The organism is Alcanivorax sp. REN37 (genome assembly GCF_041102775.1).
GTDB classification, from domain to species: domain Bacteria; phylum Pseudomonadota; class Gammaproteobacteria; order Pseudomonadales; family Alcanivoracaceae; genus Isoalcanivorax; species Isoalcanivorax beigongshangi.
On the sequence record NZ_JBGCUO010000002.1, the window covers coordinates 245,580 to 269,867 of the forward strand.

The window sequence follows — 24,288 nt, forward strand, 5'->3', positions numbered from 1 at the left end:
TCATGGCGCAGGCTCAATCCAACGCCCGCGCTGCAGGTCGGCGCAGGTAGGCGCTGAAATCGATGTCACGGGCGGCGATCACCGCTTGCACGCGGTTGGTGGCGCCCAGTTTGCGCAGGATGGCGGAAACGTGGGCCTTCACCGTGCTTTCGGTGATGTTCAGGTCGTAAGCAATCACTTTGTTGGAGCTGCCGTGGGCCATCTTCTCGAACACCTGCATCTGCTTGCGGGTGAGAGTATCGAGTTGATCGGGGTAGATACGGCTGCCGTTGCTGTTGCGTTCCGGCGGCGCGCTGGCGCCAGCACGCACGATATCGGACGGCAGGTACACGGCACCGTCCAACACCTGCTGGATGGCCGCCACGATCTGCTTACGGGGCGTGGATTTGGTGATAAAACCCACCGCACCACAGGTCACCGACTGCAGGATGACGTGTTTGTCTTCCTCCGCCGAGACCACCACCGCGGGGAGCGTGGGGTGCTGGTTGCGCAGCCGGATCAGGCCGCTCATGCCATTCATGCCGGGCATGTTCAGGTCGAGCAGCAGCAGATCCAGCTCGTCGTGTTCTGCCACCGCAGCCAGGGTGGAATCAAAATCGTGGGCCTCATGAAGGTGGGTCCCCGGGAACCCGTCATGGATCACCTGAGCAATGGCCTCACGAAAAAGCGGATGATCGTCCGCCACCAGTATCTGGTACATGGTGCGTCGCTCCTGCCTTGGAATGTGCGTAATTGTTGTAGGAATCGGGGTTCTGCCCCGGCAGTAGTGCGCAAGACGCTGTACCCGACTGTAAAACGAAGCGTCGGCAGCGACCATAGCGCCAAAGTACTACGATTGGCGCTCTCCGCAAATCATGCACGACGGTCCATGCAGTGCCTTGGTGTCATATTCCGAGTAGTATCGGCGAGCGCTGACAGTGCGGTCGCCGATGCCGGTGGCGATTTGCTGAGGCCTCTGTTGTGGCGGCGGCTGCCGCTGGCCCTGACTGGGGCGGTGGCAGCGACCTGCTGTGACGCCAACCACATACTCACCGCCACCTTGGCGTATACGCACCCTTAACCGTGGTAATAGGCGGCTGAGGAGTTTTCCGGTTGCGGGCTTGCGCGCCTGGTAGTGGGGTCCGCCTACCACCGCTTGGCACAGGGGTTCCCACCGCAGTTTGGTCGTCCTCCGGCCAACAGTGGTGCCGCCATCGATAGTCTGGTCGCCTCTGCGTGGCTGTGCCTGATGAGCGCTTTCGGCCGCGCGCCCGCAGTGCGGTTGAATCGGGTTGCCTACGCCACCTTCCGGATGGTCCCTGCGCGCGCTTTTAAGCGGCTGGCCGCTTGGCGGCAGAATTGGCGGCGGGCTAATTGCCGCGATCGGCGCAGTGGCCTCGGCACGCGAAAGCCTAGTGTGAGTGCCATTCGGGCTCGGCGTGGTCGGCATGCATGGCGCGTTTGCGCTGGCATGCACAGGTTGGTGTGCCGCCGCGGATAACGTCCGGCGCACCGGTTGGTGCGCCGTACGATGGCTCAAGTATTGAGGCGAGCAGCGATCAGCACATCCACCACCGACGGATCGGCCAGCGTGGAGGTGTCACCCAGGGTGTCGATCTCGTTGTTGGCGATCTTGCGCAGAATGCGGCGCATGATCTTGCCGGAACGGGTTTTCGGCAGTGACGGCGCAAACTGCAGCTGATCTGGGCGGGCAATGGCGCCGATTTCCTTGGTCACCAATGCTTTCAGCTCGTCGATCAGTGCCTGGCTCGGTTGCTCGCCGTCCATCAGGTCGACGAAGGCATAGATGCCTTGGCCCTTCACGTCGTGGGGGTAGCCCACCACCGCAGCCTCGGCCACTTTCGGATGCAGGACCAGCGCTGATTCCACCTCGGCGGTGCCCATACGGTGCCCGGAGATGTTGAGCACATCGTCGACCCGGCCGGTGATCCAGTAGTAGCCGTCTTCATCGCGCCGCGCGCCGTCCCCGGTGAAATAGGTGCCGGGGTAAGTGGAGAAGTAGGTGTCGTACATGCGCTGGTGATCGCCGTAGATCGAGCGGATCTGGCTCGGCCAGGATTGCTTGATCACCAAGTTGCCGCTCACGGCGCCCTCCAGTTCCTTGCCTTGGTCATCGACAATCGCGGGCACCACGCCGAACAACGGCAGTGTGGCGGAACCGGGTTTGGTGTCCACGGCGCCAGGAATTGGCGCGATCAGGATGCTGCCGTTCTCGGTCTGCCACCACGTGTCCACGATCGGGCAGCGCTGCTCGCCGACCACGCGGTAATACCACTCCCAGGCTTCCGGGTTGATCGGCTCGCCCACCGAGCCCAGCAGTCGCAGCGATGCGCGCGAGGTGCCGGTGACAAACTGGTCTCCCGCGCCCATCAGTGCCCGGATGGCCGTCGGTGCGGTGTAGAAAATGGTGACCTGGTGCTTATCCACCACTTGCCAGACCCGTGAAGCGTCCGGGTAGGTGGGTACTCCTTCGAACATCACCGTGGTGGCGCCGTTGGCGAGCGGGCCGTAGACAATGTAGCTGTGGCCGGTGACCCAGCCCACGTCGGCGGTGCACCAGTAGACGTCGTCGTCCTGGCAGTCGAACACGTAACGGTGGGTCAGCGAGGCGCCCAGCAGGTAGCCGGCGGTGGTGTGCAGCACGCCCTTCGGTTTGCCGGTGGAGCCAGAGGTGTAAAGGATGAACAGCGGATCTTCCGCGTCCATGCTTTCGGCGGGGCAGTCGACCGGTTGTTGCGGCACTTGTTCGTGGTACCAGAAATCGCGGCCGTCTTGCCACGCCACTTGGCCGCCGGTGCGTTGCACCACGATGCAGCTGTGCACGCTCGGGCACTGCGACAGGGCACGGTCGGCGTTGGCTTTCAGTGGCACCTTGCGGCCGCCCCGCACGCCTTCGTCGGCGGTGATCAGGGCGCAGGCTTCGGCGTTCTGAATGCGATCTTTCAAAGCTTCCGGCGAAAAGCCGCCGAACACCACTGAATGCACGGCGCCGATGCGGGCACAGGCGAGCATGGCGTAAGCGGCTTCCGGGATCATCGGCATGTAAATGCAGACGCGATCGCCCTTGCCGATGCCGCGCGCGCGCAGCAGGTTGGCGAGGCGGCCGACTTCGTCGTGCAGCTGGCGGTAGGTGATGGTCTTGCTCTCGGCGGGATCGTCGCCTTCCCAGATGATGGCGGCCTTATCGCCGCGCTGGGCCAAGTGCCGGTCGATGCAGTTTTCGGCCACGTTGAGGGTGGCGCCATCGAACCAGCGGGCGTCGCCGGTGCTGAAGTCCCAGTCGCACACGCTCTGCCACGGGCTGCGCCATTGCAGCAGTTCCTGGGCACGGTCGCCCCAGAATGTGGCGGGGTCGTTGATCGACTGCTGGTACCAGCGTTGGTACATCTCAGCGTCCATCAGAGCGCGCTGACGGAATGCGGCGGGCACCGGATAACGTTTCGTGTCCGACATCGTGACTCTCCTTTGCGGCATTCGCTTGTTGTTCTGTGGCATCACGGGCACGGCGCGGCGGCCATGCTAGAGGCACAACACTATCCTGCTTCAAATGCGGAGCGTAAAGGGTCAAAACGGATGAGGACCAAAGCATTAGGTCAATCGGACCAGAGCCGGAAACAAAAAAGCCCCGCATGATAGCGGGGCTCTTGAAGCCGGGTCAGAAGGCGGTCAGGCCACCTGCACCGGAATTGCGTTGCTGGTGCCTTTGACGGTGTTGCCTTCACCGCAGTACACCAGCCGCGGCTGGAAGTTGATCAGTTCAGCGGCCGAGTAATTGGCGTACGCACAGATGATCAGGCGATCGCCGGGTGCAGCTTTGTGGGCTGCCGCGCCGTTGACGGAGATGATCTTGGAGCCTTCTTCCCCACGGATGGCGTAGGTGGTGAAGCGCTCGCCGTTGTCGACGTTGTAAATCTGGATCTGCTCGTATTCAAGAATACCGGCCAGGTCGAGCAGGTCGCCGTCAATGGCGCAGGATCCTTCGTATTCGAGCTCCGCGTGGGTAACGCGCGCCTGATGCAGCTTGGCCTTCAGCATTGTGCACTGCATGACTCAATACCTCATTTGCGTGGCCGCATGCGGCCATGGCGACTAGTGACAGCTGGACGACGTGATCCGCCCTGATGCGCACTGGCACGTGTGACCACCGGAGAACGGAAGCCACGGCCCAAAATGGCGCGCCAGTATGCCGGAATGGTCAGTCACGTACAATTGCCACCGGGAGATTGTCGATCAATCGGGTTTCGCCCAGACGGGCTGCGGCGGCCAGGTGCAGGCGCAGCGTGTCTGGAGTTACCGGATAAAGCTTTTCCGCATCAACGATCTGGAAGTAATCCACCACGAAGCCGGCAGCTTCCAGCTGCGCGCGGGCACGCTCGATCAGCGCCGGATAATCGCGGTCGCCACGTTCCAGCGCTGCCTGAGCAGCACGCAAGGTGGCATATAGCGCTGGCGCCTGCTGACGTTGCTCGGCGCTCAGGTAACCGTTGCGGGAACTCAGTGCCAGGCCGTCGTCCTCGCGCTCGGTGGTAACACCGATGATCTCGATGCCGTAGCACAGGTCTTGCACCATGCGACGGATTACTGCCAATTGTTGGTAGTCCTTCTCACCGAAGCAGGCCACATCTGGGGTGACGATGTTGAACAGCTTCGACACCACCGTGGTGACGCCACGGAAATGCCCTGGCCGCGCCGCGCCGCACAAGTGGTCGCCCAACTGGTCTACTTCCACCCAAGTCAGGTTTGGCTCGGGGTACATTTCGTCGGCGGAGGGGGCGAACAGCAGATCGCAGCCGGCGGCGGCCAGTTTTTCTTGGTCTGCCTCTAGCGTGCGCGGGTAGCTGTCGAAATCCTCGGTGGGACCAAACTGGGTCGGGTTCACGAACACGCTGGCGACAACCCGGTCAGCGTGTTCGCGGGCGGTGGTGACCAAGCGGATGTGGCCGCTGTGCAGGTTGCCCATGGTTGGGACCAGTGCCACCCGTTCGCCGGCGGCTTTCCAGGCGGCCACACGGGCGCGCACTTCGGCAATGCGATGAAGGGTCTGCATGATGATGTCCTGTAGCTGGCAGAGTGCGGGGCCGTGCGGCCCCGCCAGAAGGCTCAGAAGCAGTGTTCGTCAGCCGGGAAGGTCCCGGCCTTAACGGCACTGTCGTAGGCGCGGAAGGCGGCGTTGATATCGCCGCCGGCGTCGAGCATGAAATTGCGCACAAAGCGGGCCGGTTTGCCCGGTGTCAGGCCGAGCATATCGTGCATCACCAGCACCTGGCCGTCGCACTCCGGCGCGGCGCCAATGCCGATCACCGGGATGGTCACCGAGCTCAGCAGCTGGCGGCTGACGTCGCGCGGCACGCACTCCAGCAGCAGCACCGCGGCGCCGGCTTTTTCCAGTGCCACCGCGTCTTGGATCAACTGGCGGGCGCTGTCTTCGTCACGGCCCTGCACCCGGTAACCTCCGAAAGCGTTCACGGCTTGGGGCGTCAGGCCCATGTGTACACACACCGGCACGCCATTGCGCTTGAGCAACTGTACGGTGTCGGCCAGCCAGGCTGCGCCTTCGATTTTCACCATATGGGCACCGGCCTGCATCACTTTCAGTGACGCGTCCAAGGCGCGTTCTGGAGTGGCGGCGGCTAGGAATGGCAAGTCGCTCATGATCAGCGCGCCCTGGTTGCCGCGGGCCACCGCGGCGGTGTGGTACGCCATCTCGTCAACACTGACCGGCAGGGTGCTGGAGTTGCCTTGCACCACCATGCCAAGGGAGTCGCCCACCAAGATGGCATCGACCCCTGCCTCGCTAATGCGGTGGGCAAAGGTGGCGTCATAGGCGGTCAGAACGGAAAATTTGCGGCCTTCGTTCTTGCACTGCTGCAAGGTACGGACGGTAACGCTCATGCCGGTCTCCGGGTTGTGGGAAAAAGCACGGTGGCGTGATGTGACGCGCGCCGGCGGGCCTAAAGTAGTAGCCGGTTCCGGCAATGTCCAGCGTCGGTGCCGGCCTCAGACTGTCAGGTCGGAACCGGCGTCCAGTGGCGCAATGCCGTGTCGCGCGCAGTGGGCGGCCAGTGTGAGCACGCTGCGGCCGTCCGGCAGTGTCAGATCGGGCGCCAGTTCCGCCAGCGGCACCAGTACGAAGCCGCGCTCCGCCAAATGCGGGTGCGGCACTGTTAGACGCGGGTGGTTGATGATTTCGGCGCCATACAGCAGCAAGTCGAGATCCAGGGTGCGTTCGCCCCAATGGCGCAGGCGTTGGCGGCCGGCAGCCTGCTCCAGCGCTTGCAGTGCATCCAGCAGAGCGAGGGGAGACAGGGCGGTGTCCAGCCCCGCCACCGCATTAATGAAGTCCGGCTGGTCCTGGGGGCCCACCGGGGGCGTGCGGTATAGCAGTGATTGGCCGGCCAGGCAGCTCTCCGGCAGTGCTGCAAGCGCTGACAAGGCATCACGCACTTGCTGCGTCGGCCCGGCCAGATTGCTGCCGATACCGATATAGGCGCGCATCATGCGTCGGTGCTGCCGCCACCGGCGGGACGGCGACGACGGGGACGCCGGCGCCGACGGCGCTGGCCATCGTCGGTTTCTGGCTCGGCCAACTCCGGTCCACGCGGGCGCCGTACTTGCTGGGCCATCTCATCGCGGGTTTCCGGGTCAGCGTCTTGGTAGTCGGTCCACCATTGGCCGAGGCCCGGCGCAATTTCGCCGGCTTCCTCGCGCAGCAGCAGGAAATCGTAGGCGGCACGGAAGCGCGGGTGTTCCATCAGTTGCGCGGCACGCTGGCCTTGGCGACGCGGTAGGCGCAGCTGCAGATCCCAGATCTCGCGCATCACGCTGGAAAAACGGCGCGGAATCGCTACCCGGTTGACCTGTTGCACCACCACATCGCCAGCGGCCTTGCTCATCGCCTGTACCGGCGGCATGCCCTGATCCAGCGCGCGCTGGAAGCGCCGGCGTACCGCCGGCCACAGCAGCACCGCAAACAGGAACGCCGGGGTGACTGGCTTATCGTCCGCCAAGCGACGGTCAGTGTTGCGCATTGCGGCTTCGAGGAAGGTCAGGTCAACGCCGCCGTCCTTGTCGCGCATGGCGGTGGCCGTCAGCGGCAGCAGCGGTTCCAGCAAATCATGGGCGCGCAGGCCGTCGAGGGTGGCCAGTGCGTGACCGCTGAGGAACAGTTTCAGGACTTCTTCGAACAGCCGAGCAGCGGGCACTTGCGCCAACAGTGGGGCCATGGCGGTGATCGGTGCAGCGGTGGCCGGGTCCAGCTCGAAGCCGAGTTTGGCCTGGAACCGAATGGCGCGGATCATGCGTACTGGGTCTTCACGATAACGCTGTTCGGGCTCGCCGATCAGGCGCAACGTGCGTTGCTCAATGTCGTGGAGGCTGTCTGCGAAGTCATGCAGGCTGAAATCGGCAATGTCGTAATAGAGGGCATTGACGGTGAAGTCTCGGCGCAGCGCGTCCTCTTCGATCGAGCCGTAAACGTTGTCACGCAGGATTTGGCCGTCCTTGCTGAGTTTGACCAGTCGCTCGTCATCGCGGTCATCGCTGAGAGCGCGGAATGTGGCCACTTCGATGATCTCGCCGCGGTGGCGCACATGCACCAGCTTGAAGCGGCGACCGATCACGCGCGCTCCGCGGAACAGACGCTCGACTTCTTCCGGCCGTGCGTTGGTCACCACATCGAAATCTTTTGGCGGTACCCCGGTCAGCAAGTCGCGTAGGCAGCCGCCGACCAGGAAGGCGTCGTAACCGGCTTCGTGCAGGCCGTACAGCACATGCAGGGCGCCGCGGGAGATGTCCTTGCGGGAAATTGGGTGGTCAGCGCGGGGAATCAGGGTGCTGGTGGGCAGCGTCGGCGTGGTGGTACGGCGGAATGGGCGCATCAAGAGATTCCAGAGTGCGGCCCAGCTCGCTGCAAGGCGCTGGACGAAGGATGGCATGACATCGGGGTTGGGCGGCATGAAGGGCGACAGCTCGCTTGGGTACGGGAACAAGCCAAGCATCTTACAACCTAACGTCGGGACTGCCCACTTGGCATCCGCGCTGTGGCTGGGGCGAGATGAAACATCCAGACATGAAAAAGGGGCCCCAGACGTGCTGAGGCCCCTTATGATTGCGCTGATTCTGTTATTGTTATTTTTTCTTATATTTTGTTTTCTGCCTTTTTTGTCATGACATCACTGTCATGTTGAGCACTGCATTGGCTTCGTTCGTTGTTATTCTTTTTTTCAGCCTTGCCGCCGGTGTTGTTGTTGTTTGCTGGCGTAGAGTCATCTTGTCGTTTGACCGATCTGATTGCAAGAATTTCAAAAGTCCTTGTAAATCAGTTGGTTGCGGTGATTTTGAATTTTATCTCGGTTGTGGTGACGTGGGGCGCCGGTTGTGGGTGTTACTCGCTGTGTAGGACGGTAACAGCCTCGTGGGGAAACCACTCAACTGGTCGCCACGTTGCCACGGCGTCGCGGAATGCCAAGCCGTTGTCGACGTTCCCACAGACACTTTCTGCTGATGCCCAACTTCTGCGCCAGTTCGGTCTCGGTCATGGCGTCCTGGTTTTCCAGTACGAAGCGGGTGAAGTAATCCTCCAGTGACAGGTCTTCCTGTGGATCCTGCAACGCCGCGCGGCGCGGGGCGCTGCGTGGGGCCTGCACCGGGAAGGTGTCGGCGGGCAACGCCAGCAATTCAGGCGTGATCGACGGGCTGTCCGCCAGGATCACGGCGCGCTCAATCGCATTCTCGAGTTCGCGCACGTTGCCTGGCCACGGATAGCGCTGCATCGCCTTCACTGCATCGGTGTCGAAGTGCAGTTCGTTGCTGTTGTGTCGTTCGCACAGGCGCGACAGCAGCGCGTGGGCCAGCGCCATGATGTCCTCGCCGCGGTCGCGCAGCGGTGGCACTTCCAGTTGCACCACATTGAGTCGGTAGTAGAGATCCTTGCGGAACTGGCCGTTGGCCACTTTTTCATCCAGCAGGCGCGGCGCGGTGACCACCAGCCGTACATCCAAAGGGCGGCCTTGCAGTGCGCCGAGGCGCAGGCTCTCGCCATTTTCGATCAGGTGTAGCAGCCGGCCTTGGGCTTCCATCGGCAATTCGCCGATGTCGTTCAGGTATAGGGTGCCGCCATCGGCAGCTTCCACTAAGCCGCGTTTGGTCTCGCTAGCGCCGGGCACGGCGTCTTTCTCATAGCCAAATAGTTCGGCTTCCAATTGTGGGCCGGGCAGCGCCGCGCAGTTGAAGACCACCAGCGGCGCGCCTTCACGGCCGCTGCGTTCGTGCAGGGTGCGGGCCAGCATTTCTTTGCCGGTGCCCGCTTCGCCGATGATCAGTACGGCAGCATCGGTGGACGCTACGCGATCGAGTCGGCGCAGCAGCTCCTGCATCACCGGGCTGTCGCCGAGCATGCCGTGGGCGGGCACGCTGCGAGCGATGTCGGCGCGCAGCGCATCGTTGTTACGACGCAGGGTGCGCTCTTTGAGGATGCGCTCCACTACCAGCACCATTTCATCGTGGTCGAACGGCTTGGCGATGTAGTCCACTGCGCCCTGGCGCATGGCATCGACCGCCGAGCGCAGGCTGGCATAGCTGGTCATGATCAGCACCGGCGTCGGGCGCGCGGCGTCGATCAGGGTGGTGCCTTGGGCGCCGGGCAGGCGCAGGTCGCTGATCACCAAGTCAAAGTGGCTGAGGTCCTGCTCCAGGGCCTGCTCGGCGGATTCCGCCTCCACTACGGTGTGCTCATGGCGTTCGAGGAGCTTCTTGAGGGCGCCCCGGATGACCGGCTCATCCTCCACTATCAGGATGTGACTCATGACAAACCTCCCCTGGAATTCAGGTGTCGTGCTGGAAGCCAGGTAGCGTGATGACAAAGCGTGTGCCGCGCTGGTCGGCGATGGGACTTTCCGCACGGATGCTGCCGAAATGGTCCTCAATGATACTGTAAACCAGAGCCAGACCAAGGCCGGTGCCGCGGCCCACCGGTTTGCTGGTGGCAAAGGGCTCGAACAGCGCGTCGCGCAATTCCGCCGGAATGCCGTGGCCGTGGTCTTCCACCAAGATGTCGATGCTGTGTTCACCGGCTTGCGCGGACACCCGTACCGGGTCTTCTGGCTGGCTGGCATCGGCGGCGTTGGCGAGCAGGTTGACGAACACTTGCAGCAGCCGCTGGGCATCGCCGCGTACCGCTAGCCCCGGCGGGCAATGATTCTCGAACTGCTGGCGGCGGCGCTCCGGGTCCATTTTCAGCAGCTCAATGGCTTCGCTAACCGTGGCTTGTACATCCACCGGCATGTTCAGTGCATGCTGCGGTGTGCCGCCGCTGTGGCTGAAGGTCACCAGTGATTCCACGATGCGGCTGATGCGGCGCGTCTGCTCCACAATCTGGCGCGAGGTCTGGCGGATATCGGCCAGGTCTTCGTCGTGGTCGATGTTTTGTGCCAGGCAGGCGATGGCGGTGACCGGGTTGCCGATCTCATGGGCGACGCCGGCGGCCAAACGGCCGATGGAGGCCAGCCGCTCGTTATGGGTCAGTTGCGCTTCCAGTTCATGCAGGTCAGTGATGTCTTCGATCACGATCACCAAGCCGCCGGAGCGTTCCGCCGGCAAATCGCCCTGCACCTGGGATTTGTGCAGCGACAGTACGCACTGCTGGCCACGCAGTGATACTTCGGCGGCCGGTTCGCGGGTGGCGCTGCCTTGTGCGAAGCGGCACAGCGTTTCGCTCCAGTCCTCACCGAGATCGCTCAAACGCGACCCGGTGATGCGTAGCGCGCTGACCCCGGTGAGCTGCTCCATGGCGTGGTTCCAGCCGATGATCTCGCCGTCGCTGCCGAGCGAAATCACCCCCATCGGCAGCTCCAGCAGGGTCTGGCGATGGAAGCGTCGCAGGCTGTCGAGTTCAGCGGCGAGGCCAGACAAGCGATCGCGGTACAGCTCCAGCCGCGCTTCGATGAACTGAATATCTTCGTCGGATTCGTTTTCCTTCTGCGCCTTATAGGGCAGTACGTCATCCATGATCTGGTGCGCCACCGCCGGGCCGAGCAGGCCGGAGAGGTTGGTTTCCACCCGGTCACGCAGTCGCCGCAGTGCATAGGGGCGGGTTTCGCCATCGTTGAAGCCGAGATCGCGCAGGGCCAGTGTTACCTCACGCTGGGCGGTGGCCGGTCCCAGTGGTTCGGTGAGGGCAGCAACGAAATCCGGTACCGAGGTGGCGGCCAGTTCCCAACGGAACGGCCGGCGCAGGCTGCCGATGATGCAGGCATCCGCCGCCGCTCGCTCTGATTGCGACGACTGGCTCAGCAGTGACACCGCCACGAATACCAGTGCGTTGGCGAGCACGCTGGCGATGGTGATGTGGTGCCACTGCATGTTCATCGAGTGCCCAGAAATGCGCAGCAGATCGTACAGCCAAGACGGCTGCCACTGGGGCACCATGGTGGGGAAGAACAGCATCAGAGCCCAGATCAGGAAGCCCGCGTAAAGACCCCACAGCACCCCGCGACGGTTGGCGGCGGGCCAGAACAGGACCCCGATCAGGCCGGGCACGAACTGCAGCGTGGCCACAAACGACAGCACTGCCAGCTCGGTGAGCGAGTGGTTGTTGCCGGTGGACAGGTAGAACAGGTAGGCCGCCAGCAACACCGCACAGATCAGCAGGCGCCGCGCCCATAGCAGCCAGCGGTAGAGGCGCTCATCCAAGCCGCGCCGGCGTACCGGCAGTACCAAATTGTTGAGGGCCATGGACGACAGTGCCAAGGTGGCCACGATCAGCATGCCACTGGCGCCGGCGAGGCCGGCCAGATAAGCCAGTAGAGCGCCGTGGTAGCCAATTTGACCGCCCAGTGCCAAGGCGAAGAAATCGGCCGGGCTATCGAGCCCTTCATGCATTGCCGCCCAGATGATGATCGGGATGCACAGTGCAATCACCAGCAACAGCAGCGGCAGGCCCCAGCTGGCGGTCACCAGCGCACGCGGATTGAGGTTCTCAGTGAAGGTCATGTGGAACATGTGCGGCATCACCACCGCCGATACGAAGAACGCCAGAATGGTGGTGTGCCAGGTGTTGTCCTTGAGCGGGCCATACAGCGTGTACAGCGCTTCGGGGGTATCGACCAGCCATTGGTTGAGCGCGTCGAGACCACCGAAGCTGCCAAACAGGCCGAGCAGTGCGATGGCGACGAAGGCGACAATCTTGATCACCGACTCGGTGGCAATCGCCATCACCAGCCCCTCGTGTTTCTGGCGCGCGGTGGCGTGGCGGGCGCCGAACAGGATCGCAAACAGCATAATCAGCACGCAGAAACCGAGCGCCATGCGGCGTAGATCCGCGACGCCAGTAAGTAGCTGGATCGACTCCGTGACGGCTTTGATCTGCAATGCCAGCAGCGGCAGCATGCCGAGCAGCATCAGCACCGTGGTGGCGGCGCCGACCATGCGGCTGCGGAAGCGGAAGGCGAACAGGTCGGCCAGTGAGCCGAGCTGGTGGGTGCTGGTCAGGCGCAGGATCGGCGCCAGTAGAATCGGCCCGAGCATGAAGGCGCCGGACAGCCCGAGGAAGTAGGCAAGGAAGTTATAACCGTAGGCCTGAGCGAAGCCGATGCTGCCGTAAATTGCCCAAGCGCTGGCGTACACCCCCAGCGAGAACACATAAATCGCCGGGTGACGCACGATGCGTGACGGCACCCAGCCTTTGTCAGTCACCCAAGCAACGGCGAATAAAAACAGCAGATAGCCAAGCGCAATCAGGAATACCTGAAGAAGACTATAGTCCATCGAAATCGCGACTCTTGCCGATCCAGTAACACAGGCCGATCAGGGCCAACCACATGGTGTAGGGGCGGTACCAAGCGTCGCCGCCTTGGCTCCACCACTCGATGATCGCCGGTGACAGCAGATAGGCACCGATGATGAACAGGATCAGTAATCGGTCGGTATACATGGCGTTCTCGTCAGTCCGCGGGCACCGAGGCCAGCCCGCAAAGGCATTCAGACTGCCAGTGAGGCAGCGCCCAGGCCAGCAGTTCTGCCACTGGCGCGCCGGTGAGCGCAGCTGGCGGCGTCAGCCGCAACCGTTGCAGGGTCTGCATCAAGTTGGCGGAAACATCGGTGGACAGCGCCGCGGCGCCCGCGGACTTGGACAGTTTATGGCCGCTGCGGTCCACCACCACCGGCAGATGGCCGTAACGTGGCGGTGCGCAGCCGAGCGCTTCCATCACTAGGCACTGGCGGTGGGTGGAGTCCAGCAGGTCGATGCCGCGCAGCACGTCAGTCATGCCGTCGTCCACATCATCCAGCGCGCAGGCCAGCTGATACGCCGGGATGCCGTCACGGCGGCGGATCACGAACGGCCCTCCGCAGGCGGCCAGGTCTACCCAGTGATCGCCCTGCAGGCGGTCATGGATGCAGTGCGGTTGCGCCGGCACCCGTAGCCGCACCGCCGCGTCGCGCAGATCGGCGGGCTGCGCTGCGGCGGCACCGGGATGGAGACCGCCGCATGCGCTCAGATCTTTGCGCGACAGCGAGCAATAAAAGGCATGTCCGGCTGCGAGCAGCTCTTCCACCGCGGCTTGGTAGCGCGGGCAGCGTTGGGACTGGTACTGCACGGTGCCGTCCCAGCACAACCCGTGTTGTTCCAGTTGCCGTAGCTGGGTGGCGGCAGCGCCGGGCACCGCGCGGGCCTGGTCGAGGTCGTCCACCCGCACCCACCATTGGCCACCGGCGGCGCGTGCATCCAGCCAACTGGCTACTGCGGTCAGCAACGAACCCGCGTGCAGCGGGCCGGACGGGGTGGGCGCAAAGCGGCCGCGGTACAATGTCAGCCGGCCAACGATGAAAAACGCCGGGCGGGGCCCGGCGTTGATCGATACTGGAGAGGAAGCGGCATGCCGAGGTGCCTCAGCCAGCCATCTGCTTCTCTTTGATTTCTGCCAGCTCTTTGCAGTCGATGCAAAGTTCGGCAGTGGGACGCGCTTCCAGCCGGCGAATGCCGATTTCAATGCCGCAGGCTTCGCAGTAGCCGTACTCGCCTTCGTCGATCTTCACCAGTGAGCGCTCGATCTTCTTCAGCAGCTTGCGCTCGCGGTCACGGGTGCGCAGTTCCAGCGCGAACTCTTCTTCCTGGGTGGCGCGGTCGGCCGGGTCAGGCAGGTTGATCACTTCGTCTTTCATGTTGTTCATGGTGCGGTCGGCTTCCGCGACCAGCTCTTGCCGCCAGGCATTGAGGATGCGGCGGAAATGCGTGTATTGCTCGTCGCTCATGTAGTCTTCGCCGGCTGCTGGTTCATACGGCAGTACGCCGTGAATCAGCATGCCAGGCTTGGCGGCGGGAACGTCCATCGGGTTCTTCACGGTGGTTTCCTGGGCAAGGGGAGGATGAACAGTGCCCGCTGGGGCGGCCACGCTACGGCGCGGCGGCTTACCAGGCAATGGGCGACTGACTGCTTGATCCGTTTTTGCAGGGCTGTCCTTGGCGCGGGCGGCACTTTTGGCCGCAGTCTTGCCGGCACGGGCCGGCGCTGCAGCGGCTTTCGGTGCCGCAGCAGAGGTACGGGTCTTTGCCGGGCTGGCTTTGGCCGCTGGCTTGCTCGGCGCGGCCTTGGCGGCAGCTTTCTTCGGCGCGGCTTTCGGCTCCGCTTTGGCGGGGCTCGCTTTCACCGCTGCTTTCGGTTTGGCAGCGGCCTTAGCCGGTGTCGCTTTGGCGGTTGGCGCTGCGGTCTTCGCGGCGGCTTTGGTCTTCACCGGCGCGGCCTTGGCGGCAGTTTTGGCCGGCGCGCTCTTGGCGCTGGCGGCTTTCGCCTTCGCTGGCGCAGCGGCTTTTGCTTTGGCGGCGGTGGCCTTGGTCTTCGCCGGTGCTGCCTTGGCGGTGCTGGCTTTCGCTTTTACTGCGCTGGCTTTGGCCGACGCAGCCTTGGTGGCAGCGGCTTTCTTCGGTGCGGCCTTGGCAGTGGTTGGCTTGGCGGCAGCAGGCGTAGCGGCTTTCTTAGCCGCCGGCTTGGCGGCCGCTGCAGGTTTCTTGGCGCTAGCCTTGGCTGCCGGCTTGGCGGCGGCCTTGGCTTTGCCGGTACTGGCAGCAGCGGCTGGTTTCACCGCGGCTTTGCTGGAAGCGGCTGTTGTCCCTTTCTTGGACTCGGCAGACGACACAGACGTCTTTTTACGGGTGGCCATCCTGAATAACTCCCTTAACATACTCGCTGCTCACTACTACCAGATCGATTGAGCGCCGCATCCACCGGCGCCGCAGGCAAGTCTTGGACAATAACCTCAGGCTTCGGTCATTGTCACCCCCAGCCCGACTTGCAGGGCCGAGGCGTCGCGGGGCGCGCCGATTATAGACATCCCCCGTGAACTTGAAAGAGAACCCGTCGTGACCGACCTCGTTGCACCTGCTTTCCGGGCTGATCGCTGTGACCGCATCGCACCGTTCCATGTTATGGCACTGGTGGAACGCGCCCAGCAGTTGGCCGCCGCCGGCATGGACGTGATCCATCTCGGTGTTGGCGAGCCGGATTTCGCCACCCCACCGCAGATTGTGGCCGCGGGCGCGCGCGCGTTGGCTGACGGCCGCACGCGCTACACCCCGGCGCTGGGCATTCCGGCGCTGCGCGAGGCGATTGCCGATTTCTACCGGCAGCGTTTCGGCGTAACGGTGTTGCCGGAGCAAGTGGTGGTGACGCCGGGCGGCTCCGGTGCGTTGCAATTGCTGCTGGCTGCGCTGATCGGCCCTGGCGACGGCGTGCTACTGACCGACCCCGGCTATCCCTGCAACCGGCACTTTGTCGAGCTGGTGAGCGGAACGCCGCAGGCGTTGGTGTTGGAGCGCAGCAACGGCTTCCGTGTCACCCCCGAGCAAGTGGCGGCGGCGTGGCAGCCCAACACCAAGCTGCTGATGCTGGCAACGCCGGATAACCCGACCGGCAGTGTGCTGTCGGCCGCTGAGTTGGCTGCGCTGGCGGGGGTAGTGGCGGAACGTGGGGGCGCGCTGCTGGTGGATGAGATCTACCAGGGGCTGGTGTATGGCGCGCCGGTCCATACCGCATTGGCGGTGGCCCCAGACGCGCTGGTGCTGAACAGTTTCAGCAAGTACTTCGGCATGACCGGCTGGCGGCTTGGTTGGGCGGTGGTGCCGCGCTCGCTGGTACCTGACCTGGACCGGCTGGCGCAAAACTTCTTCCTGTCACCCACCACTATGTCTCAGTACGCCGCGCTGGCGGCGTTCGAGCCGGACACACTGGCGGAGTTGGAACGCCGTCGCGCTGAGCTGGCTCGTCGCCGGGCGCTGCTGCTGGAGCGGTTGCCGGCGCTGGGGCTGCCGGTGGTGGGGCAACCCGACGGTGCCTTCTACCTCTATCTGGATGTCTCCGCGTTCACCTCTGACAGCTTCGAGTGGTGTGGCGCGCTGTTGGAACAGAGCGGGGTGGCGATGACGCCAGGGCTGGATTTTGGCACCCAACATCAGCCGGGGCACTATGTGCGCGTTGCCTACACCGCCGACTGTGAGCGGCTGGAGCAGGCGTTGGCGCGGGTGCAACAGTTCCTGGAGCGCAGATGATTTTCGATCCGCCATTGGCGCAGGGCACCCTAGTGCGCCGCTACAAACGCTTCATGGCCGACATCATCACCGCCGACGGTGAGGCGCTGACGCTGCATTGCCCGAACACCGGATCCATGAAGCATTGCGCTGAACCCGGCGCCACGGTGCTCTACTCCGACAGCGGCAACCCCAAGCGCAAGTATCGCCACACCTGGGAAGCGGTGCAGGTGGCGCATGGGTACTGGGCCGGGGTCAACACCGGGCGCACTAATGCGCTGGTGGCCGAGGCCATCGCGGCTGGGCAAGTGCCAGAGCTGGTGGCAGACGGTCTGCGGCGCGAGGTGACTTGGGGTGATAGCCGTTTCGACCTGGCGCTGGGCGGTGACTCGCCGCACACCTGGATTGAGGTGAAGAACGTCACCCTCGGGCCTGGGCCGGAGCAAGCCGACGACGGCGTGATCCGGTTCCCTGATGCTGTGACCGAGCGCGGCCAGAAGCACCTGCGCACCTTGATGCAGGTGGTGGCCAGCGGTGGCCGGGCGGTGCTGTTCTTTTGTGTGCAGCACACGGGCGCCCGGGCCGCGGGCGCCGCGGCGGACATTGATCCGCGCTACGCTGCTCTGTTACGCGAGGCGCAGCAAAGTGGGGTTGAGATCCTCGCCTGGCGCACCCGTATTTCACCCCAGCAGTTCGCACTGGAGCAGCCGCTGCCGCTGGTGTGGGACTGATTCAGTCGTCGCTGAAGCGCCAGCCGCGCGCCGACAAGCTGACCCAATCGCTGGCGCTGACGATCAGGTGGTCCAACACGCGCATGTCCAGCAAGGCCAGCGCGTCATCAATGCGGCGTGTGAGCAGGATGTCTTCCGGGCTTGGCTCGAGATGGCCGGACGGGTGGTTATGAACCAGGATCACCGCCGCCGCATTCAGCGCCAGTGCGCGCCGGACCACCTCGCGTGGATGCACCTCGCTGCCGCGCAGTGAGCCCATGAACAAAATCTCGAAACCCAGATATTGATGGCGGCTATCGACAAACAGCACGCCGAACAGCTCCCGTGCAGCACCGCCAAGGCGGGTGCGCAGGAATGCCTGTACTTGCTCGGCACCGCCAAGCACCGGGCCGCGTTGCAGGCGTTGTTCGAGCAGGGTGCCGGCAAAGGCAATGATCTCGTCGGCGGTGGCCGGTCGCAGCAGATCAAAATGCTGTGCTGAAAGCGCTTGGAACGGAGCAATCACGGTCAGGCTGAAAACTGCATCGGGCCGGGGGCGGAGAGGTGCATGGTGGGGCAGTGCCGCAGCGCGGACAACGCAAATTGGCGAAAACCAATATTTATTGGTAATTCGGTTTGCGCAAATGCCGAAATAGGCATAACCGCAAAGTGCCTTAATGCCTGGTTGGGGCGCTGACATCAATGCTTTAAACCAATTGGCCGTGGCCGGGAGCCGTGGCGAGCGGCGCGGCACTCCGGCTGACCGGCAATGCCTGTTTTTGCGGGAAGGTGCAGATCCGCCAGAGCGAGGCGGTTCAGCCCGGCAGCGACAGCGGTGGTTGCTGCATGCGCTCCAGTTGCTGCGCCAGCGCCAGACACTGCTCTGGCCAGAAGTGCGGTTGGCCATACCACGGAAAAGCGCGCGGGAACGCCGGGTCGTCCCAGCGCTGGCCGACCCAGGCGGTGTGATGCAGCATGCGCGCGGCGCGTAGCGGTTCGATTAAGGCCAGCTGGCGGCGTTCAAAGTCGAACTCCTCCTGGTAGCCGTCCAGCAAGCTCAGTAGCTGTTGGCGCTGGCGGTCGCGATCGCCATCCAACAGCAGCCACAGGTCCTGAATGGCGGGACCGTCGCAGCTGTCGTCCAAGTCCACCAGCCAATATTGGTCATCACGGGCCAGCAGATTGCCGCGGTGACTGTCGCCATGTAGCCGCAGGCTGGTGAAGGGGTGTTCCTGCCAGGCGCGGTCAATGCTCTCCACCAGTTGCGCACACAATTTCTGGAACCGGGCCTGCTCTGCTTTCGGCACCGCATGGCGCAGTAACCAGTCGGCGGCATCGCGGGCACGCTGCGGCGCGTCCAGCGGCGGCCGCTGCAGGTAGTTCTGCTGGCTACCGCAGTGGTGTAGCCGACCTAAATGGCGGCCCAGTTCATACAGGGTGTCGTCGTCATCGAGGTCGGGGCTGCTGCCGGGTACCACTGGGAACAGCGCGAACAGAAAACCGTCGTGCTCGAACAAGGTATGGCCGCGGTGCGCTTGCGGCGCTACCACTGGTACCCCGGCATCGACCAATTGTTGGCTGAAGTGGTGCTCTTCAAGGATCTGCGCAGCGCTCCAGCGGCCGGGCCGGTAGAACTTGGCGATCAGTGGCGACTGCGCTTCTTGGCCGACGCGGAAAACCCGGTTTTCATAGCTGTTGAGCGGCGTGACGCGACCGTCGCACAGCAGACCTTGGGCGTCGATGGCATCCATCAGCCGGTCTGGCGTCAGGTCGCTGAACGGGGATGTCATGGCAGGCTTACCGCCTCAATGGTGGTGATGGTGGTCGTGCTGGTGCAGTGTCGGGTCCTGCCCAGGCAGCAGCGGCGCCATCGGATGTGGAGCGGCCAGCCCTTGATAGAAGAACAGTCCGGCCAGCAGTAGCGTGGCCACGAGCGCCACATAGCGGAACCGGCCTTGGCGCAAGCGCGCCAAGCGGCCAGCGAAAATACCGGTACCGGCCACCGGGCCGATGGTGATCAGGCCGAACAGCAGCATGGTGGCAGCGCCGGTGGCGGCATGGCCGGTGGCGGCAGCGAGCACCAACGCTGAGTACAGCAGGCCACAGGGTAGAAAGCCCCATAACAGCCCCAGCAGTACCGCCTTGTACGGCCGGTCGAGCGGCAGCAGTCGGCCGGTCAGCGGCGATAGCGCGCGCCAGAGGCGGCGGCCAAGCGCTTCCAAGTGCCGCAGCGGAGCACCGAGGCCGCCTAGTTGCAGCGCCAGCAGCAACATCAGCACCCCGGAGGCCAGCGCCGCCCAGTTCCAATGTAGGTTGCCAAGATGACTGAGCAGTTGCTGACCCAATGCGCCAGCTCCGGCGCCAAGCAGGCAGTAAGTGGTGACTCGCCCCAAGCCAAGCAGCAGTTGCCACAGCCACAGGCGGCCGCTGTGCCGCAGCGGCTCAGGAATGGCGAAGCTGAGGGTGGCGGCAATACCGCCGCACATGGCGGAGCAGTGCAGGCTGCCGGCCAGCCCTAGCAGTGCCGCAGCACCGAGAGCGGCGAGAAAGGTTTCCATCATGGCGCGGTCTCGTCGTCCTCGGACTTGAGCGTGGTCGGTTTTTTGCCGTTGCGTTCGTCGAGATCGTCGAACACCACCTGCCAAGCGGGCCGTTCGAGGTCATCGAACTGCCCGTCACGCAGGGCGCGAAACAGAATCCAGATGGCGGTGCCGACGAAGGCAAGGCCAATGGGGATCAAGATGATGATGCTTTCCACTTGTTAATCCGGTTGGCGTTGAGGGTAACGATCAGCGAAGAGCTGGCCATGCCGATTGCCGCCGCCCAGGGCGCGATGTAGCCGCCCATGGCCAGCGGAATGGCGACGATGTTGTAGAGCGCGGTCCAGGCTAGGTTCTGATACACCGTGTGGCGGCAGCGCCGCGACAGGTCTGGCAGGGACGGCAATTGGCGCAGGCTGTCGCCGAGCAGGTAGATGCCGGCCGCGCGGCGGGCGAGGCTGGTGGCGTTGCCCGGGGCCACTGCAACGCTGGCGGCGAGCAGCGCCGGGGCGTCGTTGATGCCGTCGCCGATCATCATCTGCGGGCCTTCCAGTTGCTCCAGTTGGGTCAGCCAGTGGGCTTTCTGCTGCGGCGTCATTTCGCCACGGTGGCCGTCTAGGTGCAGCTGAGTAGCGACGCTTTCCACCGCCGGCTTGGCATCGCCGCTAGCGAGCCGCACCTGCAAGCGGTGGCGGCGCAATTGCTGAATCACCTGCGCCGCTTCCGGCCGCAGTTCATCGGCCAGCCAGAGACGCAGACTTGGGCTGCCATCGCGGCTCAACTCCAAGCAGGTGGTGCCGGGGCGAGCGTGCTGCGGCGCGCCGGTGATGGTCCAGCGTGCATCGCGCCAGGTGCCGCTGGCGCCGTGGCGTGCCATGCGCAGCTCGGTGACATCGGTGGCGGTGTCCTGCCCATCGAAAGCGCGTGCCAGCGGGTGTGGGTGGTCTCGTTCCAGTGCCGCCACCAGCCGTAGCCGTTCGTTGAGGCTGATCGCGTCGCCAAGGTCTTCCACTTCGGTGATGTGGAAACTGCCTTGGGTGAGGGTGCCGGTCTTATCGAACATCACTCCGCGCAGGCGCGGTATGGCCAGTAGCTGCCGCGGCGACGCGATCAGTAGGCCTTCGCGCAGGGCGGTGGACAGCGTGGCCGACATGGCCATTGGCACCGCCAGCGCCAGCGCACAAGGGCAGGTCACCACCAGCAGCGCCAGCATGTAGGAAAACGCGGTGCCGGGACCGCTGGACCAGTGGATCGCCAGCGTGGCGGCGGCGAGGATCAGCGTGAACAGGATGAATACCGGTGCCACTTTCTGCCAGTCGCGAACGATTTCCAGGCGCTCGTCGCTGGCTTGGGACACCTGTTCCGCAATCTGTGCCACCAGGCTGTTGTCCACTGTGCCCTCGGCGCGAGCGTTGAAGTGGCCTTCAAGCAGTTTGGCGCCGGCCTGCACTAGTTGGCCGGTTGCCACATGCACCGGCACCGATTCGCCGGTCAGCGCAGCTTCAGAGACCTCCGCTTCGCCTTCTAGCACGGTGACATCCACCGGCACGGTCTCGCCTTGGGTCATCAGCAGGATATCGCCGGGCTGGATTTCGCGTGCGCTGACCCAGGCACTGTTGCCACCTTCGAGCCGGCGCACAATACGCGGCAGGGTGTCCTGCAGTCGCTGCCAGGCGCGCTGGATGCGGTGCTGCTGCTTCAGTTCGATGGTGCGGCTGATGAGCAGGAAGAACACAAACATGGAAGCCGATTCGAAATACGAATGGGTGCCGCCCCAGGCGATATTAGCGACCGAGCCAAACCAGGCCAGTGCTAGCGCCAGCGCAATTGGTACGTCCATGGTCAGGTGGCGGTGGCGCAGGCCGCGGAAGGCGCCCTGGAAAAACGGCCAGCCGGCATAGAACACCACTGGCGTCGAGATCACCATGCTGGTCAGGCGGAAGACGTCCTGGAACACGGCATCGCCGTCAAAGATGTCCAGATACAGGAACGCGCCGTACATCATCGCCTGCATGGCGCCGATGCCGGCCAGGATCAGGCGGCCGAGCATGCGCCGGTTTTCCTGCGCCAGTCGCTGGTCGCGCTGGGGATCGCCGGGTAACGCCACGTCGTAGCCGAGTTCGAGTACCCGAGTGACGGCCTCTTCGGCCACGCCCGGCAGCGCTGGATCGTATTCCAGCGTTAGCTGCATGGTGGCGAGATTCACTTGTGCGAGGTGGATGCCGGGTAGGTCGAGCACCACCTTCTCGATCAGCCAGCAGCAGGCAGCACAGTGGATGTCGCCCAGCTGCAGGCGCAGCCGACGTAGAGCTGGGTTATCGCGACCGGGGGACAGGTAAGGATCAAGCAGCGCCGGCATGGCGAACAGGGCCAGGACGTGTTCCGCTTGTTTCTTGTCGGCCACCGGCGCGGTGCGGCTGCGCAGGCGGTAGTAATCGGAGAAGCCGAGCTGGTGCACCATCTCCACCGCTGCAGCACAGCCGCTGCAGCAGGTGGGACGGTCCCCGTCGGGGGTGTGTGCCAAGTAGGAGTTATCCGGGGCTGGCAGCCCGCAATGCCAGCAGGCAGCAGCGGCGGACATTACCTTACTCCTGAAACCAACGAGGCCTTGCCATCATCAAGATGGGCGCGTTGCTGGATGCGCCAGTGGCCATCTGCGGAGACGATGGTGGCGATCATTTCTTCCGCGGTCGGATGGACATCGCCTTGGCCGCGATACTCACCGTTGCCGGTGTGGGTCAGGGTCAGGCTGATGTCCTGATTGGCAAAGGCCGGATGGCGCAGGTTCACCTGCAAGCTCTCCGGCGGTGGGAATGGGACCTGGCTGGTCAGTTGGGCGCGCGGCGCGGCACCGGTGAAGTCGAGCTCCACCTCAATGCCAAGCCGGGCCGCCTGCTGGTCCGCTTCCCAAGAACGGTTCACGGTGCGGCCGTCCTTGTACCAGTCCTCCGACACGGTGTCGTCGGCGTTGTCGATGGCGATGTACAGCGTCACGAACGCCGCGATCACGACGATGGTGGGCAGGATGATCACCAGCCAGAGGTAGCCGTGGCGGTACCACGGCTTACTGGCTTCAGCGGGGCTTGATGAAGCGTGATTCATGGCGGATCTCCAAACCTGAGTCGTCCTTGTCCCGAACGAGGAACCAAATGGTCGGTGACTGGGGTTCGCTCAGGTACGGATCGTAGCTGACAGTGACGGGGACACTGCGCTGCTCGCCGGATGCCAAGCTGACTTCCACCGGGCCATTCACCAGGGACAGCGCTTCATCCCCGATCAAGGTAATGACAAAGCGGTGGTTGTCTTGATCCTTGTTGAGGATCTCAAGCCGGTAGCTGTTTTCCACGTCGCCCTGGCTGGTGATGCGATAGAGTTGGTTACGATCGCGTATCACGTCAACCTGCAAAGGCTGGCGTGCGGCAAGTTGCCACACAAACAGGCCCGACAGCAGCGCCATCACCAGGCCGTAGCCGATCAGGCGTGGGCGCATCATCTTGGTCTTGATGCCGCCGAGTGCATGCTCGGTGGTGTAGCGGATCAGACCCTTGGGTCGGTTGACCTTTTCCATCACCTCATCACAGGCGTCGATACAGGCCGCACAGGTGATGCAGCCGAGCTGCAGCCCTTCGCGGATGTCGATGCCGGTGGGGCATACCTGCACGCACAACTCGCAGTCGATGCAATCGCCCTGGCTGGCTTTCTGAGCGGCTTTGGCGGTGGTGGCTGCCATGGCATCGGTCGCCAGCGGCACCGCCGTAGCAGGCGCTGGCACGTCCGGCGCGGCGGTCTTACGGTGCAGGCCCTTGCCGCGCGGTTCACCGCGGGCTTCGTCGTAGGACACGATCAGGGTGTCCTCGTCGAACATCACGCTCTGGAAGCGCGCATAGGGGCACATGTACAGACACACCTGCTCGCGCATGAAGCCGGCGTTGCCGTAGGTGGCGACGGTGAACATGCCGATCCAGAACACCGCCCAACCATTGGCGTCAAAAGCGACCAGATCCGGCACCAACTCGCGGATCGGGTAGAAGTAACCGACGAAGGTGACTCCAGTGGCGACCCCGACCGCCAGCCACAGACTGTGTTTGGCAGTGCGGCGCACGGCGGTGTCAAAGGTCAGCCCTTCACGGCTGCGGCGCATGCGCTGGTGGCGGTCACCCTCGCACCAACGCTCGATTTGGGTGAACAGACGGGTCCAATTGGTCTGCGGGCAGACATAGCCACAGAACACCCGGCCTGCGAGTACGGTGAAGAAGAATAGTGCGAATGCCGCCAGCATCAGTGCCCAGGCGAGGAACAGGAAGTCCTGGGGCCAGAACGAGAAACCGAAGATATCGAAGCGGCGGTTGGGGAGGTCGAACAGGACAGATTGGCTGCCCCGGTAGTTGATCCATGGCAGTACGAAGTAGAGGGCCATGGTAGCGGTCATCATCAGGTCTCGAACGACCTGGAAGTAACCTTTGATGTGACGGATCTGGATGTGTTCGCGACGGGCGTACAGTGTAGTGGGGGGGCCGCCGCG

At 63.8% G+C, this 24,288-nt stretch carries 22 protein-coding genes; 3 read left to right on the forward strand and 19 right to left on the reverse strand.

The genetic code is table 11. The features are described 5' to 3' along the window. Positions 1 to 13: 13 nt before the first annotated feature. The 12 genes from AB5I84_RS12780 to dksA form a co-directional block, all read right to left on the reverse strand. Positions 14 to 700 carry a response regulator gene (locus AB5I84_RS12780; protein WP_369456297.1) on the reverse strand — a complete coding sequence of 229 codons (687 nt, stop codon included), beginning with the start codon at positions 698 to 700 and terminating at the stop codon, positions 14 to 16. Between the two features lie 815 nt (positions 701 to 1,515). Further along, positions 1,516 to 3,453 carry an acetate--CoA ligase gene (acs, locus tag AB5I84_RS12785; RefSeq protein ID WP_369456298.1) on the reverse strand — a complete coding sequence of 646 codons (1,938 nt, stop codon included), beginning with the start codon at positions 3,451 to 3,453 and terminating at the stop codon, positions 1,516 to 1,518. Between the two features lie 213 nt (positions 3,454 to 3,666). Beyond that, complete coding sequence (gene panD / locus AB5I84_RS12790) at positions 3,667 to 4,047, reverse strand: aspartate 1-decarboxylase (protein ID WP_369456299.1); 381 nt, start codon at positions 4,045 to 4,047, stop codon at positions 3,667 to 3,669. Between the two features lie 148 nt (positions 4,048 to 4,195). Further along, positions 4,196 to 5,047, reverse strand: coding sequence for a pantoate--beta-alanine ligase (gene panC, locus AB5I84_RS12795; RefSeq protein ID WP_369456300.1), 852 nt, complete (start codon positions 5,045 to 5,047; stop codon positions 4,196 to 4,198). Between the two features lie 53 nt (positions 5,048 to 5,100). Then, positions 5,101 to 5,892: a 3-methyl-2-oxobutanoate hydroxymethyltransferase gene (panB, locus tag AB5I84_RS12800; RefSeq protein ID WP_369456301.1), complete on the reverse strand. Its 792-nt coding sequence runs from the start codon at positions 5,890 to 5,892 to the stop codon at positions 5,101 to 5,103. A 105-nt stretch (positions 5,893 to 5,997) separates the two neighbouring features. Next, a complete protein-coding gene (folK, locus tag AB5I84_RS12805; protein ID WP_369456302.1) occupies positions 5,998 to 6,498 on the reverse strand; it encodes a 2-amino-4-hydroxy-6-hydroxymethyldihydropteridine diphosphokinase in 501 nt (166 codons plus the stop codon). Then, entirely contained in the window at positions 6,495 to 7,877 is a 1,383-nt protein-coding gene (pcnB, locus tag AB5I84_RS12810) for a polynucleotide adenylyltransferase PcnB (RefSeq protein WP_369456303.1), read from the reverse strand. Before pcnB ends, folK begins: the two co-directional genes overlap by 4 nt. A 549-nt stretch (positions 7,878 to 8,426) precedes the next feature. Continuing rightward, on the reverse strand, positions 8,427 to 9,803 hold the full coding sequence (locus AB5I84_RS12815; RefSeq protein ID WP_369456304.1) for a sigma-54-dependent transcriptional regulator: 1,377 nt from the start codon (positions 9,801 to 9,803) through the stop codon (positions 8,427 to 8,429). 19 nt (positions 9,804 to 9,822) lie between these two features. Continuing rightward, positions 9,823 to 12,762, reverse strand: coding sequence for an ATP-binding protein (locus tag AB5I84_RS12820; RefSeq protein ID WP_369456305.1), 2,940 nt, complete (start codon positions 12,760 to 12,762; stop codon positions 9,823 to 9,825). Further along, positions 12,752 to 12,928 carry a hypothetical protein gene (locus AB5I84_RS12825; RefSeq protein WP_369456306.1) on the reverse strand — a complete coding sequence of 59 codons (177 nt, stop codon included), beginning with the start codon at positions 12,926 to 12,928 and terminating at the stop codon, positions 12,752 to 12,754. The genes AB5I84_RS12820 and AB5I84_RS12825 overlap by 11 nt, the downstream gene beginning before the upstream one ends. Positions 12,929 to 12,938: 10 nt before the next feature. Further along, positions 12,939 to 13,802, reverse strand: a complete 864-nt coding sequence (gene gluQRS, locus AB5I84_RS12830) for a tRNA glutamyl-Q(34) synthetase GluQRS (protein WP_369456307.1) — start codon at positions 13,800 to 13,802, stop codon at positions 12,939 to 12,941. Between the two features lie 82 nt (positions 13,803 to 13,884). Next, the gene (gene dksA, locus AB5I84_RS12835) at positions 13,885 to 14,325 is read right to left on the reverse strand and encodes an RNA polymerase-binding protein DksA (RefSeq protein ID WP_369456341.1); all 441 of its coding nucleotides are present in this window, start codon (positions 14,323 to 14,325) and stop codon (positions 13,885 to 13,887) included. Between the two features lie 259 nt (positions 14,326 to 14,584). Between dksA and AB5I84_RS12840 the strand changes: the two genes are divergently transcribed. The 3 genes from AB5I84_RS12840 (at position 14,585) to sfsA (ending at position 17,247) form a co-directional block, all read left to right on the forward strand. Then, positions 14,585 to 15,205 carry a hypothetical protein gene (locus tag AB5I84_RS12840; RefSeq protein WP_369456308.1) on the forward strand — a complete coding sequence of 207 codons (621 nt, stop codon included), beginning with the start codon at positions 14,585 to 14,587 and terminating at the stop codon, positions 15,203 to 15,205. A gap of 147 nt (positions 15,206 to 15,352) precedes the next feature. After that, the gene (locus AB5I84_RS12845; protein ID WP_369456309.1) at positions 15,353 to 16,537 is read left to right on the forward strand and encodes an aminotransferase class I/II-fold pyridoxal phosphate-dependent enzyme; all 1,185 of its coding nucleotides are present in this window, start codon (positions 15,353 to 15,355) and stop codon (positions 16,535 to 16,537) included. Beyond that, the gene (gene sfsA, locus AB5I84_RS12850) at positions 16,534 to 17,247 is read left to right on the forward strand and encodes a DNA/RNA nuclease SfsA (protein ID WP_369456310.1); all 714 of its coding nucleotides are present in this window, start codon (positions 16,534 to 16,536) and stop codon (positions 17,245 to 17,247) included. The genes AB5I84_RS12845 and sfsA overlap by 4 nt, the downstream gene beginning before the upstream one ends. Position 17,248: 1 nt before the next feature. Here the strand turns inward: sfsA and AB5I84_RS12855 are convergent, their stop codons facing one another. The 7 genes from AB5I84_RS12855 to AB5I84_RS12885 all read right to left on the reverse strand — a co-directional run. Continuing rightward, a complete protein-coding gene (locus AB5I84_RS12855; RefSeq protein ID WP_369456311.1) occupies positions 17,249 to 17,752 on the reverse strand; it encodes a JAB domain-containing protein in 504 nt (167 codons plus the stop codon). Positions 17,753 to 18,041: 289 nt separating this feature from the next. Beyond that, entirely contained in the window at positions 18,042 to 19,016 is a 975-nt protein-coding gene (locus AB5I84_RS12860) for a serine/threonine protein kinase (RefSeq protein WP_369456312.1), read from the reverse strand. Positions 19,017 to 19,031: 15 nt separating this feature from the next. Further along, a complete protein-coding gene (locus tag AB5I84_RS12865; protein ID WP_369456313.1) occupies positions 19,032 to 19,787 on the reverse strand; it encodes a sulfite exporter TauE/SafE family protein in 756 nt (251 codons plus the stop codon). Next, the gene (gene ccoS / locus AB5I84_RS12870) at positions 19,784 to 19,984 is read right to left on the reverse strand and encodes a cbb3-type cytochrome oxidase assembly protein CcoS (RefSeq protein WP_369456314.1); all 201 of its coding nucleotides are present in this window, start codon (positions 19,982 to 19,984) and stop codon (positions 19,784 to 19,786) included. The genes AB5I84_RS12865 and ccoS overlap by 4 nt, the downstream gene beginning before the upstream one ends. Further along, on the reverse strand, positions 19,963 to 22,347 hold the full coding sequence (locus tag AB5I84_RS12875) for a heavy metal translocating P-type ATPase (RefSeq protein WP_369456315.1): 2,385 nt from the start codon (positions 22,345 to 22,347) through the stop codon (positions 19,963 to 19,965). The genes ccoS and AB5I84_RS12875 overlap by 22 nt, the downstream gene beginning before the upstream one ends. Beyond that, positions 22,347 to 22,868 (reverse strand): FixH family protein, encoded by a 522-nt coding sequence (locus AB5I84_RS12880; protein ID WP_369456316.1) that lies wholly within the window; start codon positions 22,866 to 22,868, stop codon positions 22,347 to 22,349. The genes AB5I84_RS12875 and AB5I84_RS12880 overlap by 1 nt, the downstream gene beginning before the upstream one ends. Next, positions 22,840 to 24,288 (reverse strand): RdxA/RdxB/FixG family protein (locus AB5I84_RS12885; RefSeq protein WP_439650217.1); only part of this gene is annotated, 1,449 nt, incomplete at its 5' end. The genes AB5I84_RS12880 and AB5I84_RS12885, both read right to left, overlap by 29 nt.

Excerpts from the sequence above, each read along its gene's own strand:
- dksA (WP_369456341.1), bottom strand. The coding sequence starts at position 14,325 with ATGGACGTTCCCGCCGCCAAGCCTGGCATGCTGATTCACGGCGTACTG.
- AB5I84_RS12820 (WP_369456305.1), bottom strand. The coding sequence starts at position 12,762 with ATGGACTATAGTCTTCTTCAGGTATTCCTGATTGCGCTTGGCTATCTG.
- AB5I84_RS12880 (WP_369456316.1), bottom strand. The coding sequence starts at position 22,868 with ATGAATCACGCTTCATCAAGCCCCGCTGAAGCCAGTAAGCCGTGGTAC.
- pcnB (WP_369456303.1), bottom strand. The coding sequence starts at position 7,877 with ATGCGCCCATTCCGCCGTACCACCACGCCGACGCTGCCCACCAGCACC.
- folK (WP_369456302.1), bottom strand. The coding sequence starts at position 6,498 with ATGATGCGCGCCTATATCGGTATCGGCAGCAATCTGGCCGGGCCGACG.
- acs (WP_369456298.1), bottom strand. The coding sequence starts at position 3,453 with ATGTCGGACACGAAACGTTATCCGGTGCCCGCCGCATTCCGTCAGCGC.
- AB5I84_RS12825 (WP_369456306.1), bottom strand. The coding sequence starts at position 12,928 with ATGTATACCGACCGATTACTGATCCTGTTCATCATCGGTGCCTATCTG.
- sfsA (WP_369456310.1), top strand. The coding sequence starts at position 16,534 with ATGATTTTCGATCCGCCATTGGCGCAGGGCACCCTAGTGCGCCGCTAC.
- AB5I84_RS12815 (WP_369456304.1), bottom strand. The coding sequence starts at position 9,803 with ATGAGTCACATCCTGATAGTGGAGGATGAGCCGGTCATCCGGGGCGCC.
- AB5I84_RS12875 (WP_369456315.1), bottom strand. The coding sequence starts at position 22,347 with ATGTCCGCCGCTGCTGCCTGCTGGCATTGCGGGCTGCCAGCCCCGGAT.
- AB5I84_RS12780 (WP_369456297.1), bottom strand. The coding sequence starts at position 700 with ATGTACCAGATACTGGTGGCGGACGATCATCCGCTTTTTCGTGAGGCC.
- AB5I84_RS12865 (WP_369456313.1), bottom strand. The coding sequence starts at position 19,787 with ATGATGGAAACCTTTCTCGCCGCTCTCGGTGCTGCGGCACTGCTAGGG.
- panB (WP_369456301.1), bottom strand. The coding sequence starts at position 5,892 with ATGAGCGTTACCGTCCGTACCTTGCAGCAGTGCAAGAACGAAGGCCGC.
- panC (WP_369456300.1), bottom strand. The coding sequence starts at position 5,047 with ATGCAGACCCTTCATCGCATTGCCGAAGTGCGCGCCCGTGTGGCCGCC.
- AB5I84_RS12860 (WP_369456312.1), bottom strand. The coding sequence starts at position 19,016 with ATGACATCCCCGTTCAGCGACCTGACGCCAGACCGGCTGATGGATGCC.
- panD (WP_369456299.1), bottom strand. The coding sequence starts at position 4,047 with ATGCAGTGCACAATGCTGAAGGCCAAGCTGCATCAGGCGCGCGTTACC.